At 72.5% G+C, this 18,718-nt stretch carries 16 protein-coding genes; 8 read left to right on the top strand and 8 right to left on the bottom strand.

The features are described 5' to 3' along the window. Positions 1-98: 98 nt before the first annotated feature. Together chvE and ACLBX8_RS01115 are read right to left on the bottom strand one after the other, a co-directional pair. Positions 99-1,172, bottom strand: coding sequence for a multiple monosaccharide ABC transporter substrate-binding protein (chvE, locus tag ACLBX8_RS01120; RefSeq protein WP_447714499.1), 1,074 nt, complete (start codon positions 1,170-1,172; stop codon positions 99-101). Between the two features lie 545 nt (positions 1,173-1,717). Continuing rightward, on the bottom strand, positions 1,718-2,467 hold the full coding sequence (locus tag ACLBX8_RS01115; protein WP_056522513.1) for an SDR family oxidoreductase: 750 nt from the start codon (positions 2,465-2,467) through the stop codon (positions 1,718-1,720). 210 nt (positions 2,468-2,677) lie between these two features. Here ACLBX8_RS01115 and ACLBX8_RS01110 point away from each other — a divergent pair, with 210 nt between their 5' ends. From ACLBX8_RS01110 to mutS, 5 genes are all read left to right on the top strand, one after another. After that, a complete protein-coding gene (locus tag ACLBX8_RS01110) occupies positions 2,678-4,411 on the top strand; it encodes a patatin-like phospholipase family protein (RefSeq protein ID WP_100252199.1) in 1,734 nt (577 codons plus the stop codon). Positions 4,412-4,551: 140 nt separating this feature from the next. Beyond that, positions 4,552-4,755 (top strand): hypothetical protein, encoded by a 204-nt coding sequence (locus ACLBX8_RS01105; protein ID WP_020093487.1) that lies wholly within the window; start codon positions 4,552-4,554, stop codon positions 4,753-4,755. 70 nt (positions 4,756-4,825) lie between these two features. Next, positions 4,826-5,683, top strand: coding sequence for an alpha/beta fold hydrolase (locus tag ACLBX8_RS01100; protein ID WP_447714498.1), 858 nt, complete (start codon positions 4,826-4,828; stop codon positions 5,681-5,683). Between the two features lie 237 nt (positions 5,684-5,920). Further along, positions 5,921-6,229 (top strand): hypothetical protein, encoded by a 309-nt coding sequence (locus tag ACLBX8_RS01095; protein WP_447697664.1) that lies wholly within the window; start codon positions 5,921-5,923, stop codon positions 6,227-6,229. Between the two features lie 142 nt (positions 6,230-6,371). Continuing rightward, positions 6,372-9,089, top strand: coding sequence for a DNA mismatch repair protein MutS (mutS, locus tag ACLBX8_RS01090; RefSeq protein ID WP_447714497.1), 2,718 nt, complete (start codon positions 6,372-6,374; stop codon positions 9,087-9,089). A gap of 40 nt (positions 9,090-9,129) precedes the next feature. Here the strand turns inward: mutS and ACLBX8_RS01085 are convergent, their stop codons facing one another. Continuing rightward, complete coding sequence (locus ACLBX8_RS01085) at positions 9,130-9,567, bottom strand: response regulator (RefSeq protein WP_020093483.1); 438 nt, start codon at positions 9,565-9,567, stop codon at positions 9,130-9,132. A gap of 57 nt (positions 9,568-9,624) precedes the next feature. After that, positions 9,625-10,701 (bottom strand): histidine kinase dimerization/phosphoacceptor domain -containing protein, encoded by a 1,077-nt coding sequence (locus ACLBX8_RS01080; RefSeq protein ID WP_082557723.1) that lies wholly within the window; start codon positions 10,699-10,701, stop codon positions 9,625-9,627. A gap of 203 nt (positions 10,702-10,904) precedes the next feature. Between ACLBX8_RS01080 and ACLBX8_RS01075 the strand changes: the two genes are divergently transcribed. The 3 genes from ACLBX8_RS01075 (at position 10,905) to ACLBX8_RS01065 (ending at position 13,996) form a co-directional block, all read left to right on the top strand. Then, a complete protein-coding gene (locus tag ACLBX8_RS01075) occupies positions 10,905-12,290 on the top strand; it encodes an AmpG family muropeptide MFS transporter (protein WP_447680604.1) in 1,386 nt (461 codons plus the stop codon). Positions 12,291-12,315: 25 nt separating this feature from the next. After that, on the top strand, positions 12,316-13,254 hold the full coding sequence (locus ACLBX8_RS01070) for an EcsC family protein (RefSeq protein ID WP_447714496.1): 939 nt from the start codon (positions 12,316-12,318) through the stop codon (positions 13,252-13,254). Between the two features lie 82 nt (positions 13,255-13,336). Beyond that, positions 13,337-13,996 (top strand): MgtC/SapB family protein, encoded by a 660-nt coding sequence (locus tag ACLBX8_RS01065; RefSeq protein WP_273562479.1) that lies wholly within the window; start codon positions 13,337-13,339, stop codon positions 13,994-13,996. Between the two features lie 34 nt (positions 13,997-14,030). On the opposite strand, the gene ilvA is transcribed toward ACLBX8_RS01065, so the two are convergent. The 4 genes from ilvA to ACLBX8_RS01045 all read right to left on the bottom strand — a co-directional run bounded on the left by ilvA (position 14,031) and on the right by ACLBX8_RS01045 (position 18,652). Next, the gene (gene ilvA / locus ACLBX8_RS01060) at positions 14,031-15,647 is read right to left on the bottom strand and encodes a threonine ammonia-lyase, biosynthetic (RefSeq protein ID WP_447680687.1); all 1,617 of its coding nucleotides are present in this window, start codon (positions 15,645-15,647) and stop codon (positions 14,031-14,033) included. Position 15,648: 1 nt separating this feature from the next. Beyond that, positions 15,649-15,996, bottom strand: a complete 348-nt coding sequence (locus ACLBX8_RS01055; RefSeq protein WP_020093477.1) for a diacylglycerol kinase — start codon at positions 15,994-15,996, stop codon at positions 15,649-15,651. After that, the gene (locus ACLBX8_RS01050; protein ID WP_020093476.1) at positions 15,993-17,051 is read right to left on the bottom strand and encodes an AbrB family transcriptional regulator; all 1,059 of its coding nucleotides are present in this window, start codon (positions 17,049-17,051) and stop codon (positions 15,993-15,995) included. The genes ACLBX8_RS01055 and ACLBX8_RS01050 overlap by 4 nt, the downstream gene beginning before the upstream one ends. A 110-nt stretch (positions 17,052-17,161) precedes the next feature. After that, positions 17,162-18,652, bottom strand: coding sequence for an argininosuccinate lyase (locus tag ACLBX8_RS01045; protein WP_447714495.1), 1,491 nt, complete (start codon positions 18,650-18,652; stop codon positions 17,162-17,164). Between the last annotated feature and the right edge of the window lie 66 nt (positions 18,653-18,718).

Genomic DNA, 18,718 nt, shown 5'->3' with positions numbered 1-18,718 from the left:
CGGCGCCTACCAGCTCGGACTGCACGTTCGGCCCGCGCGACAGTCGTCGCGGCGGGGATCGGATCGGGCGGAGCGACCGGGCTCCGCCCCGGCATCGGTCACTTGAGCTGGTCGAGCGTGTAGTAGCCCGTGTCGATCAGGGCCGGCTTCCAGTTGGCCCGGGTGACGATCACCGGCGTGAGCAGGTAGGACGGGACGATCTTCTTGCCGTTGTCGTAGGTCTTCACGTCGTTGACCTCGGGCTGCCGGCCCGCCTCGATGGCGTCGATCATCGCCACTGTCACCTTCGCCAGGTCCCGGGTGTCCTTGAAGATCGTCGCCGTCTGCTCACCGGCGATGATCGACTTGACCGATTGCAGCTCGGCGTCCTGGCCGCTGATCACCGGCAGCTTCACGCCGCCGGACCCGTAGCCCACGCTCTTCACCGACGAGAGGATCGCCGTGGAGATGCCGTCGTAGGGCGAGAGCACGGCATCCAGATGGGCGTTGCCGTAATAGGCCGAGAGCAGGTTATCCATCCGCGCCTGGGCGGTCGCGGCGTCCCAGCGCAGGGTGGACACCTTGTCCATGCCGAACTGGCCCGAGCGCACGACGAGCCTCTTCGCGTCGATGTAGGGCTGCAGCACCGACAGGGCGCCGTCGTAGAAAAAGTATGCGTTATTGTCGTCGGGCGAACCGCCGAACAGCTCGATGTTGAAGGGCCCCTTCCCGTCCTTCAGGCCGAGGGCGTCGACGATGGATGTCGCCTGCTGAACGCCGACCTTGTAGTTGTCGAAGGTGGCGTAGTAATCGACGTTCGGCGTCCCCCGGATGAGCCGGTCGTAGGCGATGACCCTGACGCCGCGCTCGCTCGCTTTCGACAGCACATCGCTGAGGGTCGTGCCGTCGATGGAAGCGATCACCAGGATCTTCACGCCGGTAGTGAGCATGTTCTCGATCTGGGCGAGCTGGGTTGGGATGTCGTCGTCCGCGTATTGCAGATCCGGCTTGTAGCCCTTGGCCTTCAGAAGCCTGACGATGTTGTTGCCGTCGTCGATCCAGCGCTGCGACGACTTGGTCGGCATGGCGACCCCGATCGGATCCCCGCCGGCCGCCTGCGCCGATGCCGTGGCGCACGCGCCGATGAGCGACAGGCCCAGGATGTATTTGAGAACCGTATGCCTGGCGATCATAATCCCCCCTATCGCTGCGCAGCCGGACTTCGACTTCAATCGAAGCGAGTCCGTGCTTCAATTATTGTCGATTGATTATTTTCTATAATTAAAACTCGATGTTTTACTTACCTTGTCTATGGCCGACACCCATCCACTGCCCGACCGAATATCCCTGCGGGAGCCGATCCGGCAAGCTTGGCCGGGTTGGCAGGCAGAGGCGCGATTCGGGCGCCGCCGGCAGCCTCTTCGAGGGCCAAGCCCACACCTTGAGAAGCTCGGGCATTCAATTTGTATGAGTTATAGAGGGGGCCGTCAATCGGCACGCGCGGCGCCCCGTCTCGCGGCGCGGTCTCAGGTGTGTGTGGAGCGCGCCGCGGGTTCAGGTCCGAGTTCGATCGCCGGTCGGCGCGATGGGGTCGCGCGGGCCACGGGGCGCGGCCTGCCGATCGGCACGGCGGCGATGACCGGTCGGCTCGATCGGATCAGGGCAGGCCGGATCGCGTGTCCGCACCGCCAAGCAGTTCAGCGCGGCGTCGCCGCGCGGGCCCGGAAACCGCGTTGGTTCAGCCGCGGCCGACGAACGGCATCTTGGTGGCCATGATGGTCATGAACTGCACGTTGGCCTCCAGCGGCAGGCTCGCCATGGACAGCACGGCCTGACCGACATGGTCCGGATCCATCACCGCCTCGGCCCGCAGGGAGCCGTCCGCCTGCGGGACGCCGGCCTTCATCTTGCCGCCCATGGGCGTGTCGGCGTTGCCGATATCGATCTGGCCGCAGGCGATGTCGTAGGCCCGGCCGTCGAGGGAGGTCGCCTTGGTCAGCCCGGTCACGGCGTGCTTGGTCGCCGTGTAGGCGATGGAGTTCGGTCGGGGCGCGTGGGCCGAGATCGAGCCGTTGTTGATGATCCGGCCGCCCCGGGGATCCTGGTCGCGCATGATCCGGAAGGCGTGCTGCGTGCACAGGAACAGCGCCGTGAGGTTGGTGTCGACCACCTGCCGCCAGGTCTCGAGGGGCAGATCCTCCAGCGGGACCGCCGGAGCGCCGATCCCGGCATTGTTGAACAGCAGGTCGAGCCGGCCGAACTCCGCCTTGGTGCGCGCGAACAGGGCGGCGATCGAGTCGGGATCGGTCACGTCGGTCGGGACCGCCACCGCCCCGTGACCGATCCGCGCGGCGACCTCCTCGAGGGGAGCCTGACGCCGCCCCGAGAGGACGACGCGCCATCCGGCGTCGGCGAGCGCCAGGGCGGCGGCCTTGCCGACACCCGTCCCGGCCCCGGTCACGATCGCGATCCGCTCAAGCCCCGACATGCGTTCCTCCCGGTTCCGGTGTTTCACCGCCTGTAGCGGATGGCCGCCGCCGCGCGAAGGCGTCGGCGTTTCAGATGCGGGCCGCGGTCACGGGGCGTACCGGCGGCCGCCATGCGCTATGGTGGTCGAAAGACACGGGGACGGGAACGGAACGATGGGGCAGGGTTCGTCGGCAGGCCTGCGCGGGACGAGCGACGCGGCGGTCCCGGCGTGAGCGCCCCCGAGATCCCGTTCCTCGCCGGCCTCGACGCGCCGGCGGTCGCGGCCGTGCGGGCCCGGATGGTGCCTGTGGCGGTGCCGGGCGGCCGGACCCTGTTCGAGCAGGGCGAGACCGGGGACGCCCTGTACACGCTGGTCTCCGGCGCGGTCGGCGTCTCGGCCCGCGACCATGCCGGGCGGCCGACCCGGATCGCGCGCCTTCGGCCGCCCGAGACTTTCGGCGAGATGGCCCTGCTGTCGGACGCCCCGCGGGCGGCGACCGTGATGGCGCTGCGCGATTCGCACCTCCTGCAACTCACCCGCGACGCCTTCGAGGCGGTGATCGCCGAGCACCCGCACACGCTCCTCTACTTCGCCCGGATGCTCGCCGACCGCCTGCGGGCGATCTACGACGGCCACTCGGTCCACCACGCGCCGCGGATCTTCACGATCCTGGCCGTGACCGAGGGGCCCGATCCGGCGCGGGTGGCGCGGCAGCTCGCCGCCGCCTTCGACGCCCTGCTGCCCGGGAAGACCGGCTGCCTCACCGACTGGCCGGAGGGCGCCGACGAGGCGTGGTTCCAGGCCTTCGAGGGCGCCCACGCGCGCACGATCTTCGCGGCGCACGACATCGACTGCCCCTGGTGCCGCCAGAGCCAGCGGCGGGGCGACCATGTCCTGCTCCTCGCCGAGCCCGGCGCGCCGCCGCGGCCGGGCGCGGCGGCCTATCTCGACCGGGTGCGCTCCGACTGGATCCGCATGGACCTCGTCGTGCGCCAGGACCCCGCGGCCCGGCGCCCGAGGGCCCTGCATCCGGAGGTCGCCGCGCTGCCCGCGGCGATGCGCATCCAGGTCCGGGACGGCGATCGGGGGGATCTGCATCGCCTCGCGCGGCTCGCCAGCGGGTCGGCGCGCGGCCTCGTCCTCGGCGGCGGCGGGGCGCGGGGGCTCGCCCATCTCGGGGTGCTCAAGGCCCTCGACGAGGTGTCCTGCGCGCCCGACTTCGTGGGCGGGACCAGCATGGGCGCGATCATCGCGGCGAGCCTCGCCATGGGCTGGAGCGTCGCGGAGATCCAGGCCCAGATCGAGGCGTTCTTCGCCACCAGCAACCCGATCAACGACTACACGCTGCCGCTGCACGCGTTGACCCGCGGCGCAAAGGTCGATGCCGGCCTCGCGGCGCGCTACGGCGGCGTGCGCATCGAGGACCTCTGGCTGCCGTTCTTCTGCGTCTCGTCGAACCTGACGACCGGCAACACCATGGTGCACCGCTCGGGCGACCTGCCGAAGGCCCTGCGCGCCAGCATCGCGATCCCCGGCCTCCTGCCGCCCGTGCTGTGCGACGAGGGCGTCCTGGTCGACGGCGGCATGATGAACAACCTGCCGGCCGACGTCGCCGCCGGGCTGGAGCGCGGCCCGGTCCTGGCCGTCGATGTCGGGACCGACCGGGCGTTCCAGGACATGCCGCGGCGCGGGTGGAGCGGCCGGCTCATGCGCAGGCTGATCGGCTCGCCGCTGGCGATGCCGGGCCTGGCCCCGCTGCTCCTGCGCGCCGCCACCGTGTCGAGCGACGCGCAGAGCCTGATGGCGGCGGCCCACGCGACCGCCGTGCTCAAGCCGCAGCTCTCCGGCATCGACCTGCGGGCGTGGTCGCGCTTCCGGGAATCGGCGGAGCTCGGCTACCGGGAGACCCGCGCGGGCATCGCGACCGGGACCCTCGCGCGCTGGCTCGACCCGATGCGCTGACCCGGTGCGCTGAACGCGTGCGCTGACCCGGTGCGCTGAGATGTCCGCGTGCGGCGGCGCACGCGCGGCGCCCGCGGCCCTGTAACCCGGACCATCCGCCGACGATCTCCGGTGCAACACGTCATCGGGAGACCGGAACCATGACCCACCCTGCCAAGACCCCGACCGGCGCCGTGCCCGGTTCCGCGCCGGACCGGCGCGCCGCGGCCGACCATTCCGGGCCGCACGCCCTCCTGCACGGCGCCGCCTTCGTGCTGCTGTGCCTCTGGACGCGGACCGCGCCGGAGCGTCTGCGCGACCAGCTCTCCCCGGACGCCGGCGACGGCGCCGCGCTCGGCTTCTGAGCGGATCGGACCGGAGGACGCGCGCGTTCTCCGCCGCGGGGGAGCCGGACATGACGGAGCGCGCGCGAGGATGACCGTCGCGGGAGTGAGGTTTCGCCGGATCGCCCTGCCGGAGGTCGGCCTGCACGTGGCCGAGGCAGGCCCCGAGACGGGGCCGCCGACCATCCTGCTGCACGGCTTCCCGGAATGCTGGTACGGCTGGCGCCACCAGATCGGGCCGCTCGCCGAGGCGGGGCTGCGGATCATCGCGCCGGATCAGCGCGGCTACGGCCTCAGCGACAAGCCGGCGGAGATCGCCGCCTATCACCTGGACCGGCTGGCCGGCGACGTCCTGGCCCTGGCCGACACCTACGGCGCGCCCACGGTGCGGCTCGTCGGCCACGACTGGGGGGGCCTCGTCGCGTGGTGGGTGGCGAGCCGCCACCCCGAGCGGATCGACCGGCTGGCGATCCTCAACGCGCCGCATCCCGCGATCGTCGGCGCCTACATGCGCCGCCATCCCGGTCAGTGGCTGCGCAGCACCTATGTGGGCCTCTTCCAGCTCCCGCGCCTGCCCGAGCGGCTGCTCACGGCGGATCGCGGCCGGGTCCTGCGGCGCGCGCTGACGACCTCCAGCCGGCCGGGCACCTTCGCGCAGGCCGATCTCGACCATTACGTCGCGGCGTGGCTCCAGCCCGGCGCGATGACCGGCATGCTGAACTGGTACCGTGCCCTTGTGCAGCTGCCCCGGGCGCGGCCGCCGCGGGTGCGCGTGCCGGTGCTGATCCTCTGGGGGCGACGGGATACGGCGCTGCAGCCCGGCTTGGCGGAGGCGAGCCTCGCGTTCTGCGACGCCGGCCGGCTCCGCTGGTACGAGCGGGCCAGCCACTGGCTCGCCCACGAGGAGCCCGAGGCGGTCAACGCCGACCTCGGCGCGTTCCTCCGCTAGCCGCCGGGCGCCCGCGGGAGCTCGGGCCGGTCCACGCGGGCAAGTTGTAGAACGTTATTCAATGCGCGGCCGGATCTCGCAAGTCTCCGCGCCGGTACGTGCGGACGCGCGTCGGGCGGCGCGGTAATCCGTTCGCTTCTCGGAAGCCACGTACTATTTTTCGCTCGCCGCTCCGGAACATGACGAGCACTTGTCACTTGGTGGTGGCCCATGAGGGCTGATCGGAGCTACTCCACGATGTCTTTTCGTTCTTTCCTGACCGCGGGTGTGGTCTTCGGCGGCCTCCTGGCGGGAACCGTCGCGTCGCAGGCCGCGCCCGCGCTCGCGCAGCCCGGCTTCGCCGGATCCGACATGGTCGAGACCGTGGCGATGCATCGCCACCACCGCATGCATCATCACCGGATGCACCGCCATCACTCGACCCGGCACGAGCGCCGGATGCGGCGCATGAACACGATGCGCCACGGCAACCCGAACGCCCGCAACCCGTCGCGCCCGGGCTACCAGCAGCAGCTCGGCAACACCACGGGCGGCCCGCGCTACTGACATCGCGACCGCGCCCGGATCCCGCGCAGGCTGTGGCGGATCCGGGCGCCATCCACCGGCGATGCGGCGTCCGGGCGCCTTCTCCCCAGGCGCATCGGTTCGCCCGGCCTGATTCGCCGGCGTCGCTCTGCTAAGAGGCGGCATGGCCAGAACCGCCGTCCGCCCCGCCGCCGACACGACGCCCACGCCCGGCCTGGACCCGGCCGGTGCGACGCCGATGATGGCGCAGTACATCGAGATCAAGGCCGCCAATCCGGACTGCCTGCTGTTCTACCGGATGGGCGACTTCTACGAGCTGTTCTTCGAGGACGCGGAGATCGCGTCCCGGGCCCTCGGCATCGTCCTGACGAAGCGCGGCAAGCACGCGGGCGGCGAGATCCCGATGTGCGGCGTGCCGGTCGACCGGTCCGACGACTATCTCAACCGCCTCATCGCCCTCGGCCACCGCGTGGCGGTGTGCGAGCAGACCGAGGATCCGGCCGAGGCCAAGAAGCGCGGGCCGAAATCCGTGGTCCGCCGCGAGGTCGTGCGGCTCGTCACCCCCGGCACGATTACCGAGGACCGGCTCCTCGACCCGGCCCGCGCCAACCTCCTCCTGGCCATCGGCCGCCGGAAGACGGGGGAGGGGGCGGTCGCCTACGGCCTCGCCGCGGTGGACATCTCCACGGGCCGCTTCTCCCTCAGCGAGGTCGCGGGCGGCGACCTGTCCGGCGCCATCGCCCGGCACGACCCGCGGGAGATCGTCCTGTCGGAGGCCATCCACGCCGATCCGGCCCTCGCGCGCCTCTGGCAGGAGTGCCGCGCGGCCGTCGTACCCCTCGCGCAGGCCGAACTCGAGCCCGCGGCCGCCGAGCGGCGCCTGCGCGAGCAGTACGGGGTCTCGACCCTAGAAGGGTTCGGCCAGTTCACCCGGGCCGAGATCGCGGCCGCCGGGGCGGCGCTGCTCTACATCGCCCGAACGCAGCTCGCGGCCCGTCCGCCCCTGGCGGTTCCGACCCGCGAGGATGGCGGCGCCACCCTAGCGATCGACGCGGCGACGCGGACCAACCTCGAACTCACCCGCACCCTGTCGGGGGAGCGCGCCGGGAGCCTCCTCGCCACGATCGACCGGACCGTGACGGCGAACGGGGCGCGGCTGCTCGCCGAGCACCTCGCGGGCCCGTTGACCCATCTCGACGCCATCGCCCGGCGGCACGCCGCGGTGGCGTACCTGGTGGAGAACGCGCGCCTGCGCGGCTTCCTGCGCGACGCCCTGGCCCGCGCGCCCGACCTCGCGCGGGCGCTCTCGCGGACGGGGCTCGGTCGCGCGGGTCCTCGGGACCTCGCGGCCATCCGCGACGGCCTCGCGGTCGCGGCGGATCTCGGCGCGCGCCTCGCCGCCATGAACGGCCTCCCGGCGGAACTCGCCCGGCTGGCCGAGCATCTGGCTGAGGCCGACCGGACGCTCATCGCGACCCTGGCGGCGGCGCTCGCCGACGAGCTGCCCCTGAGCCGGCGCGACGGCGGCTTCGTCCGCACGGGCTACCACCCGGAGATCGACGAGGCGCGGACCCTCGGACAGGATTCCCGCAAGGTGATCGCGGCCCTTCAGGCGCGCTACGCCGAGCAGACCGGCTGCCGGACCCTGCGGATCAAGCACAACAACCTGCTGGGCTACTTCATCGAGGTCCCGCAATCGGTCGGCGAGGCCTGCCTGAAGGGCCTGCAGAGCGAGTTCGTCCATCGCCAGACCATGGTGGACGCGATGCGCTTCACCAGCGTCGAGCTGGGCGAGCTCGAATCGAAGATCTCGGGCGCCTCCGACCGGGCCCTGGCCCTGGAGGCCGCCGTCTTCGACGACCTCGCGGCCCGCGTGCTGGCCCAGGCCGAGCCCGTCGCCGAGGTGGCCGAGGCGCTGGCCGGGCTCGACGTAGCGGCGAGCCACGCGGAACTCGCCGTCGAGCTCGACTGGCGGCGTCCCGTGGTCGACGACTCGCTCAGCTTCGTCGTGGTCGGCGGCCGCCACCCGGTGGTCGAGGCGGCCCTGCGCCGGGCCGGCGAGCCGTTCATCGCCAACGACTGCGACCTGTCCGGCGACACGCGCGGCCGGATCCGGCTAATCACCGGCCCGAACATGGGCGGCAAGTCGACCTTCCTGCGCCAGAACGCGCTGATCGCGGTGCTCGCCCAGATCGGCGCCTTCGTGCCGGCCGCGGAGGCGCGGATAGGCCGGGTCGACCGGCTGTTCTCCCGCGTCGGCGCCGCCGACGATCTCGCCCGGGGGCAATCGACCTTCATGGTCGAGATGGTCGAGACCGCGGCGATCCTCAACCAGGCGACCCGGCGCTCCCTGGTGATCCTGGACGAGATCGGCCGCGGCACCGCGACCTTCGACGGCCTGTCGATCGCCTGGGCCTGCCTGGAGCACCTCCACGAGGTGAATGCCTGCCGGGCGCTGTTCGCCACGCATTTCCACGAGCTGACGGCGCTGGGCGACCGGCTGGCGCGGCTGGAGAACGCCACCCTGAAGGTGGCCGAGCACCGGGACGGCGTCGTGTTCCTGCACGAGGTCGTGCCGGGCGTCGCCGAGCGCAGCTACGGGCTGCAGGTGGCACGGCTCGCCGGCCTCCCGGGCAGCGTCGTGACCCGGGCCGGGGCGATCCTCAATAGTCTGGAGAAGGCCGAGCGGGGCCGCCCCGCCCGCGCCCGGATCGACGACCTGCCGCTCTTCGCGGCCCTCGCGCCACCCCCGCCGCCGGAGCCGCCGCCGGAGGATCCGCTGGGCGCGCTGCTCGACGGGATCGACCCGGACGCGCTGACGCCGCGCGAGGCGCTGGACGCGCTCTACCGGCTGAAGCGCGAGCGGGCGGCGCGGGGCTGAGACCCGTGGGCCGCGCGCCGGGGGCCTGACCCGAAGAACCTCAGACGGGCGCGGGCGAGAACCCGTCCGGGCAGGCCGGCCCGTCGCGGCCGGCCCGGCGATCGGCCACGTAGTCCAGGGTGCTGGCCACGACGCGCTCGGAATAGGGCTTGGCGATCACCCCGATCGCGCCGGCGAAATCGGCCGGGATGCGCTTGGCGTTGGCGGTCATGAACACCACGGTGGTGCGCCGGTCGGCCGAGAGCGCCCGGGCCACGTCGATGCCGGTCGGGCCGTCGACGAGGTGGATGTCGACGAGGGCGACGTCGGGCGCCGTGGACCGGCCCATCGCGATGGCCTCCGTCGCGTTGCCGGCGACGCCGACGGTGACGTGCCCGAGATCGTCCAACAGGCATTCCAGCTCGAGGGCGATCAGGGCCTCGTCCTCCACCACGAGGATGCGGAGGGCGGCGTCCGCGGCGGCGTTCCCGGTCCCCATGCGCTCTTCGTCCTCCGGCCCCGCGGCCGACGAGCTTGATGCCTCCACGTCGATTTCTCAAGCCGGCTGCTGGAGCGGGATGTCGATCTCGACGGTCGTGCCCGGGCCGGCATCCGCCCAGGCGATGGTCCCGCGCATCTGCCGGACGACCATCTCCACGAGATTGCGCCCGAACCCCGCCGGGTTCGGAGCCGCCGCGCCGACGCCGACGCCGTCGTCGCGGATCGTCATGTGCATCCCGCCCTCGGTGCGGCGGGCGACGATCGACACGCGCCCCTCGCGCTCGCCCGGGAAGGCGTGGCGCAGGGCGTTGGCCGTCAATTCGTGGATCATCAGCGCGAGAGGCGCCGCCATCGCGGCGGCCACCGCGATCGGCTCGACATCGGCCTCCACCCGGCGCCGCTCCGGGTCCAGGCCGGCATTCATGTCGGCCAGGAACTCGGCCGCGAAGTCGCCGAGGTTGAAGTGCGTGCAGTCGCCCTCGGAGTAGAGCATCCGGTGCGCCGTCGAGAGGGCGCCGATCCGCTCCGCCATGCCCTGGAGCGCGTCGCGCGCCTCGCCCTCGGGCGTGCGCCGCGCCTTCAGGAGCATCAGCGACGAGATCACCTGGAGGTTGTTCTTCACCCGGTGGTCGACCTCGTGGAGGAGGGCGGTCTTCTGCTCCAGCGCCGATGTCAGGTCCTGGGTCCGCGCCGCGACGAGGCGCTCCAGCTCGTCGTTGGTGCCGCGCATCGACACTTCCATCTGGTGGACATGGGTCATGTCCGCCTGCGCGGCGTAGAAGTAGGCGAGCCCCTCGGCGTCGCGCACCGGCGTGATGGTCATCGCGTTCCAGAAGGACGTCCCGTCCTTGCGATAGTTGAGCAGCTCCACCGAGATCGGCTCTTCGGCCTCCACGGCCGAGCGGATCCGCTGCACCGTCGAACGATCGGTGGCCGGCCCCTGCAGCATCCGGCAGTTGCGCCCGACGATCTCGTCCGCGGCGTAGCCCGTGGCGCTCAGGAACGCATCGTTCGCCCAGGCGATCGGGTTGTCGGGCGCGCGCGCATCGGTGATGACCATCGGCGACGGGCTCGACGCGAACGCGTCGACGAGCGTCGCGAGGGGCGGACCGGTCTCGGATCGGGCACTCAACGCGTCATTCCACAGTCAGGCGGTGACCCCGTTCGTCCGGCGGCGCCACCATCGCGCTCCGACCGCGGGACGTGGACACCGCGTTAAGCAAGCTTCTACCAAGATTGGGGCGCAAGACAGCAGGATCCAGCGGAGACAGGTGCGGCGTAAGGCTGCCACGATTTCGCGGGATCAAGGCCACGAAGGCTCAGGAGTTCCATGCCATGGCGAACCAGCCACAGGCGACGCGTCGATTCCGGCTCCGCGACATCGTCGAGGACCGGCGGATCGCGCTCATGCTGGCGCTCGGATTCTCGTCCGGCCTGCCGCTGCTCCTCGTGCTGGGGACCTTCACGCTCCGCCTCGCCTTCTCGGACATCGACGTGCGGGCGATCGGCCTGTTCAGCTACGTGGCGCTGCCCTACTCGCTGAAGTTCCTCTGGGCGCCGGCGATCGACCGCCTGAACGTGCCGGTGCTGAGCGCCCGGCTCGGGCGCCGCCGCGCCTGGATGGTGACGACCCAGGCCGCGGTCGCGCTGTGCCTGATCCTGATGGCCTTCTCGGACCCGAAGACCAACCTCGCGCTCCTCGGGCTCGGGGCCTTCCTGGTGGCGTTCTGCGCGGCCAGCCAGGACGTCGTGATCGACGGCTGGCGCATCGACGCCGCCGGCAGCGACTTCCAGGGCATCCTGGCGGCGACCTCGAACCTCGGCTACCGGCTGGGCCTGATCACCGCCGGCGCGGGCGCGCTGTTCATCGCCTCCGCGGGGGGCTGGACGCTGGCCTACCTGATCATGGCCGCCCTCATGCTGGTCGGGATGATCGCCGCCCTGCTGGCCCCGGCCTTCGACAGACCGCGCGCGGCCCCCGCCGAGACGCCCGGCCGGTCCCGGTTCTGGTCGATGCGCCGCGCCATCCTGGAGCCGCTGACCGAGCTGCACGGCCGGTTCGGCGGCGCGCTCTGGGGCATCCTCCTGCTCGTGGCCCTGTTCCGGCTGCCCGACTTCCTGTCCGGCGTCATGGCGAGCCCGCTCTACCGGACGCTGGGCTTCGACCTGAAGGAGATCGCCACCGTCACCAAGCTCTACGGCATCTGGGTCGGCATCGCGGGCGGCTTCGCGGGCGGCTGGGCGCTCGCCCGGTTCGGCCTGTTCCCGACGCTGCTGCTTGGCGCCTTCCTGGCCGCCGCCTCCCACCTCGCCTTCGCGTGGCTGGCGGCCGGCGCGCCCGAGATCTGGCGCCTGACCGTGGCCATCTCGATCGAGAACTTCTGCGGCTCCTTCGCGGGGATCGTGCTGATCGCCTACATGTCGAGCCTCACCAGCCCGGCCTACGCGGCGACGCAGTACGCGCTGTTCTCCTCGCTCTACGCGCTGCCGGGCAAGCTGATCGCGGGCTCGTCGGGCTTCGTGGTCGCGGCGATCGGCTACCCGGCCTTCTTCGTCATGACCTCCCTCGTGGGAATCCCCGTCCTCGTGCTCTGCCTCGCGGTCGGGCGGCGGAGCGGGCGTGGAGAGGCCGCGGCCCCGGCGCGGGACGCCCAGGAGCCGGGGAACCGCATCCCGGGGCCCGAGCTTCCTACCACGGCGCGCGCCCCCGGGGCCGCGTGAGCGGGACAGATCCAGGGATCGACGGATGAGCACGAGCGACCTCACCCGCGCCGGCGAGACGCTGCCGGCCGAGACGCCAGAGATAGCACTGAGCGACGCGGATCTCGCCGCCCTGCGCCGCGCCGTGCAGGTGCTGGAGCGTCCGAGCCTCGCGGCGCGGCTCTCCGCGGCGGCCGGCGCACCCCTCGACATCATCGGCCGATCGCTGCCGACCCCGGTCACCGAGGCCGTCAGCCGCAGCACCGAGGTGGCCATGCGGGGCGCGCTGCGCGTCGCGCTGGCGACGCTGCCGCGTAAGGAACTCGTCCCCGCCGAGGGCGAGGGTCTCGGCGGTGTGGCCGCGAAGGCCGAGAGCCGTCTCGCGCGGCTGCTCGGCTCGGGCGACGCCAAGCACAAGGCGATGGCGGCGCTCTCGGGCGCGGTCGGCGGCGCGTTCGGCCTCGCGACGCTGGCGGTTGAGCTGCCGGTCTCGACCACGCTGATGCTGCGCTCGATCGCCGAGATCGCCCGGGAGGAGGGGGAGGATCTCGAGACCCCCGAAGGCGCGCTCGCCTGCGTGCAGGTCTTCGCCCTCGGCGGCCGGCCCATGGCGGAGACCGAGGCGGGCTCGGCGCTCACCGAGAGCGGCTACTTCGCGGTCCGCGCCGCGCTGGCCAAGACCCTGTCGGAGGCGGCCCGCTACGCCGGGAGCAAGACGCTCCTCGACCAGTCGGCCCCGGCTCTGATCCGCTTCACCGCCCAGATCGCCGCGCGCTTCGGGCTCGTGGTCTCCCAGAAGGTCGCCGCGCAGGCGGTGCCGATCCTCGGCGCCTTCGGCGGGGCGGCGGTCAATACCGCCTTCATGAACCACTTCCAGTCGACCGCGCGGGCGCATTTCACCGTGCGCCGCCTGGAGCGCGCCTACGGCGCCGCCGCCGTGCGGGCCGCCTACGAGGTCGAGAAGGCGGCGCTCGGGATCGCTTGATCCGCCCGCGGTAAAGCCGCAAGGATCCGTGCCATCCGCACGGGGCGGAGGCACGGAGGCGGCTCTGATCGGCAACGGCGAGATGGTGGCCCGGCTGGCGCTGGCGGCGCTGTTCGGCAGCGTGGTCGGCCTGGAGCGCGAGCGCCTGCTCTGGGCGGCCGGCCTGCGGACCCACATGCTGGTCTGCGTCGGCTCCTGCCTGATCATGCTGGTCTCGGCCTTCGGCTTCGCCGACGTGCTGGGCGCCGAGCACGTCGTCCTCGACCCGTCCCGGATCGCCGCGCAGGTCGTCTCCGGCATCGGCTTCCTCGGCGCGGGGACGATCCTGCTGCGGGGCGAAGTCGTGAAGGGCCTCACCACGGCGGCGAGCCTGTGGGGCGTGGCGGCGATCGGGCTGGCGATCGGCAGCGGCCTCTACGTTCCGGCGCTCGCCGCGACGGCGCTCATCGTCGGGATCCTGGCCGGCGTGAAGCCCTTCGAGGAGCGCTGGCGCGACCGGATGCGCGCCCAGACGCTGCGACTGACCGCCCGACGGGGCACCATGTCGATCGACACCCTCCAGGCGGCGACCGGCGAGCGCGCCTCGCGCGTCCGGACCTTCACGGTCCACCCGGGGCCCGACCCCGACCACGACGAGGTCACCGTCACCTTCGTGCGCCTGTCGCGCACGAGTTTCGAGACCATCGCGGCGAAGCTGCGGGCGATGCCGGACGTCACCTCCGTCGACGTGGCGGAGAGCTGACGGGATGTGACGCGGGGCGAGCCGCCGCCGGCGCTCAGAGCGCCCCGGAGCCCTCGCCGTCTAGGAACAGGCGGTAGGCCGGGTTCTCGGTCTCGTCGGTGGCCGGGTAGCCGAGCGCCTCGATGACGGCGTCGAACCGGTCGCGCTCGGCCGGCGGCACAGCGATCCCGGCCAGCACCCGGCCGTAATCGGCGCCGTGGTTGCGGTAGTGGAACAGCGTGATGTCGAAGTCCGGGCCCAGCGCCTCCAGGAACTTCATCAGCGCGCCCGGCCGCTCCGGGAACTGGAAGCGGAACAGGCGCTCGTGCGCCACCCCCACGGCCCGGCCGCCGACCATGTAGCGGACATGGACCTTGGCCATCTCGTTGTCGCTCATGTCGAGGACGCGGTAGCCGGCGTCGCGCAGGGAGCCGATCAGCGCCTGCTTCTCGCGCTTGCCGCCGCCGACGTTGATGCCCACGAAGATCTGCGCCTCGGAGCCCGGGGCGTGGCGGTAGTTGAACTCGGTGACGGCGCGCGGACCGAGCGCCTGGATGAAGGCCCGGTAGGCACCGGGCCGCTCGGGGATGGTGACCCCGATCAGGACCTCGCGCTGCTCGCCGATCTCGGCGCGCTCGGCGATGTGGCGCAGGCGGTCGAAGTTCAGGTTCGCCCCCGACGAGATGGCGATCAGCGTGCCGTCGCCGCCCTCGCGTTCGGCGTACATCTTGGCGCCGGCGAGGCTCAGCGCCCCGGAGGGCTCGGACACCGCGCGGGTGTCGTCGAAGATGTCCTTGACCGCGGCGCACATGGCGTCGGTGTCCACGGTGATGACCTCGTCGAGGTGCTCGCGGCAGAGCCGGAAGGTCTCCTCGCCGGCCTGCCGCACGGCGACGCCGTCGGCGAACAGGCCGACGCTCGGGAGGCTGACCCGGGTGTCGGCCGCGAGCGCGGCGGCCATGCAGGCGGCGTCCTCGGGCTCGACGCCGATCACCTTGGTGCCGGGCCGCAGGTACTTCACGAAGGTGGCGATCCCGGCGGCCAGCCCGCCGCCGCCCACCGGCACGAAGATCGCCTCGATCGGGCCGGTATGCTGCTCCAGGATCTCCTTGCCGATGGTGCCCTGGCCGGCGATCACGTCCGGATCGTCGAAGGGGTGAAGGAAGGTAAGGCCCTGCTCGGCCTCGAGGATCTTGGCCTGCGCCAGGGCCTCGTCGAAGGCGTCGCCGTGCAGCACGACCTCGGCCCCGCGCGCCCGGCAGGCATCGACCTTGATCGAGGGGGTGGTGCGCGGCATCACGATGACGGCCCGCGCGCCGAGCTTGGCGGCGGCGAGGGCGACGCCCTGGGCGTGGTTGCCCGCCGAGGCGCAGACGACGCCGCGGGCGATCTGGTCGGGGTGCAGGCCCGACATCTTGTTGTAGGCGCCGCGCAGCTTGAACGAGAAGACCGGCTGGAGATCCTCGCGCTTGAGCAGGACCGGCCGGCCGAGCCGCTGCGTCAGGCGCGGCATCGGATCGAGGGGGCTCTCGATCGCGACGTCGTAGACGCGGGCAGTGAGGATCTTGCGGATGTAGTCCGTCACGGTGTGCAGTCTCGGCCGATGCGCGGGGCGATGCCGGCCAGATAGACCCTCCGGCCCGCGGATGCGAGCGCGCCCCGCGCGCGGCAGGTCAGCCGAGACGGTCCACCAGCGCCGCCACCCAGACGAGCAGCGCCGCCATCTGCGCCATGAAGGTGCCGGCGGAGGCGAGGTCCTTCACGGTCCCGATCATCGGGTGATGGCCCGGATGGACGTGGTCGCAGAGCTTCTCGACGGCGGTATTCAGGAACTCCGCGGCCAGCATCAGCAGCAGGCTGACCATCAGGGCGACGCGCACCCAGAGCGTCGCGCCGAGGAACAGCGCGACCGGGATTCCGAGCGCCAGGAGCACGAGTTCCTGTCTCACGGCCCGCTCGGTGCGCGCGCCGTGGCGCAGGCCGCGCCAGGAATTGAGGAAGGCGAGGACCAGGGCGTTCATCGGATGGCGGCCTCCGGCACGGACCGGCTGATCCACTTGGCGAGCAGCGGGCCGGTGAGCAGCACCACGAACAGGCGCAGGGTCTGGACGGCCAGCACGAAGGAGACGTCCGCCTTCGAGCCGACCGCGATGATCGCCACCGAGTCGAGGCCGCCGGGGCTCGTGGCGAGGATCGCGGTCAGCAGGTCGATGGGCAGCAGGAGGGTCAGTCCCCAGCCCCACGCCGCGCAGAGGGCGATGACCGAGAAGGTCGCCGCCAGGATGCCCGGCAGGGCGGTGACGGTCAGGCGCAGCGTCTCGCGGGTGAAGCGCAGCCCCACGTAGATGCCGATGCAGGCGTAGGCGAGTTCGAGGAGCGGCACCGGCAGCGCCATGCGCACGAGCCCGGTGGCGTGGAGCAGGCTGCCGAGCACCATCGGCCCGATCTGCGCGCCGGCCGGAACCCGCAGGGCGAGCGCCGCGCCCGCGCCGACGACGGCGACCGCGAGCGTCGCCAGCAGCGAGAGCGGACCGGTGACCTCGCCGGCGCCGGCCGACGCCCCCGGGACCGGGGCCTCCATCAGGAAGCGGGCCGCCAGCGAGGCCGAGAACACCACGGCGGCGACGCGCACGTACTGCATGAAGGCGACGAGGCGCGGATCGGCGCCGAAATCCTCGGCCATCGCCACCATGGCGGAGGCGCCGCCGGGGGACGAGCCCCAGGCCGCGGTGGTCCCGGGGAGCACGCGCAGGCGGGTCAGGATCCAGCCGACGAGGCCGCTGACCGCGACGGTGACCAGCACGACCGCGACGATGAGCGGCCCGTCCTCCATCAGGGTCTGGGCGATCTGCCCGGTGACGGCGTGCGCGACGAGGCAGCCGATCGCCGCCTGGGAGGCCTGGAACGCGGGCCGCGGGACGCGCAGGCGCGAACCGCCGACGCCGAAGGCGATGGCCGCGATCATCGGCCCGAGCAGCAGCGCGGCCGGGAACTGCGCCTGCATCAGGCCGTACGACACGGCCGCCGACGCGGCGGCGAGGGCGGCCCAGAGGCCGAGGGTGCGGAGAGGGGGCAAGGCGACCGATCGGGAGAGGCCCGCTTCAGCCGGCAGGCGTCAGGCGCGCGCTATACCGCAATATTGGCCCTGTCACGGCAGAGTTTCGGCACGGCGCCCTCGCGCGGAACTCAGGGCTCGCGCGTGAGGGCCGCGAAGGCGGCGTCGAGGCGCGCCCGGGCGTCGGCCAGGCCCTTGCGGCGGGCGTCGAGCCAGTCGCGGTCGGTCCGCAGCCGCGCCTGCGCGGCGCCCAGCATCCGCCGGACCTCCGCGGGCTGCGGGCCGCCGAGCCCCTTCGCGGCGTCGATCATGCCGCGGGCCGACAGCGCCGCCCGGAAGCGGGCCTCGTCGAGGGGCAGGTCCGGCTTCAGCCCCGACCCCGCCGCGGCCTCGGCGTAGATGCGCCGCACCTCCGGGAAGGGCAGGTCGGCCGGGCGCAGGTCGTGGCCGCGGCCGTAGCTCACGAGCTCGGACGCGAAGTGGTGGCCGAGCCGGAACGGCACGTCGGCCTCGCGCTGGAGCGTGTCGGCGAGCTCGGTGGTGGTGGAGTAGTCCGCCGCGACCTCGTCGGCGGCGCGCGCCCGGTCCACGACCAGCCCGTCGAGGACGCGCGTCCAGCGCCGGCACATCTCGGCGGCCTCGGCCAGGGTCCGCGCCGGCGGCTCGGCCTGGTTGCGCTTGTAGTCCGGCATGCCGGAATCGACGTTGTGCGCCATGATGACGAAGGCCTGGGCGGCCCCCACGACGTCGCTGGCCTTCATGCGCAGGCTGTAGAGCGCGACGGGGTTGCGCTTCTGCGGCATGATGCTGCTCGGCCCGGTGAGCGCGCCCTCCCGCAGCAGGATCCAGGGCCGGGTCTGGTGGTACTGCGCGTAGAGATCCTGCGCGAAGCTGCCGGCGGTGGTGGCGAAATTCGCCGCGAGCCCGGTCAGCTCGAGCCCCATATCCATCGGCGCGAGCTGGCCGGAATCGTAGCTGTTCTCCACCGGCGCGTCGAAGCCGAGCAGCGCCGCCAGCCTCTCGCGATCCACCGGGAAGCTCGACGTGCCGAGGGCGGCCGCGCCCAGGGGCGACAGGTTCAGCCGCGCCCAGGTCTCCCGGAGGCGGTCGGCATCGCGGGCGAGGACGGATGCGTAGCCCAGGTAGACGTGGCCGAGCGTCGTCGGCTGGGCCTGCACCCCGTTGGTGTAGGCCGGGACGATCGTGTCGGCCTCGCGCTCGGCCACCGCCAGCAGGGCCGCCCGGGTCTCGTCGAGCGCCTTGGCCAGGTTCAGGAGACGGTCGCGCTGCTCGAGCTTCAGCACCGTCGGGATGATGTCCTGGCGGCTGCGCCCGGAATGCATCCGCGTGGCGTCGGCCCCCGCGATGGCGGTGATCAGCGGCTCGATCCGCAGGTAATCGTCCGGCCGCTCGGCGCCCGGCTTGGCGGCGTCGGCGGCGACCTGGTCGAGGGCGCGGGCGACGGTCGCGCCCAGCGCCCGCGGCACGATGCCGGTCTCCACCGTCATCACCAGGGAGGCGCGGTTGATCTGGTCGATCCGGGCGAAGCTGTCCTTCGGCTCGGCGCGCGCGCCCGCGGGGATCAGCAGCGCCAGTACGGCCCAGACCATCGTGCGCCGCATCGAGCCGCTCCCTGTCGTCACCCGTCCTGATAGACCGGTCGCGGCCCCTCTTCCTATTCACAACCG

This window comes from Methylobacterium sp. D48H (assembly GCF_053345715.1).
Note: the sequence above shows the minus strand (reverse complement) of the source record. Positions and strands in the feature narration are given on the sequence as shown.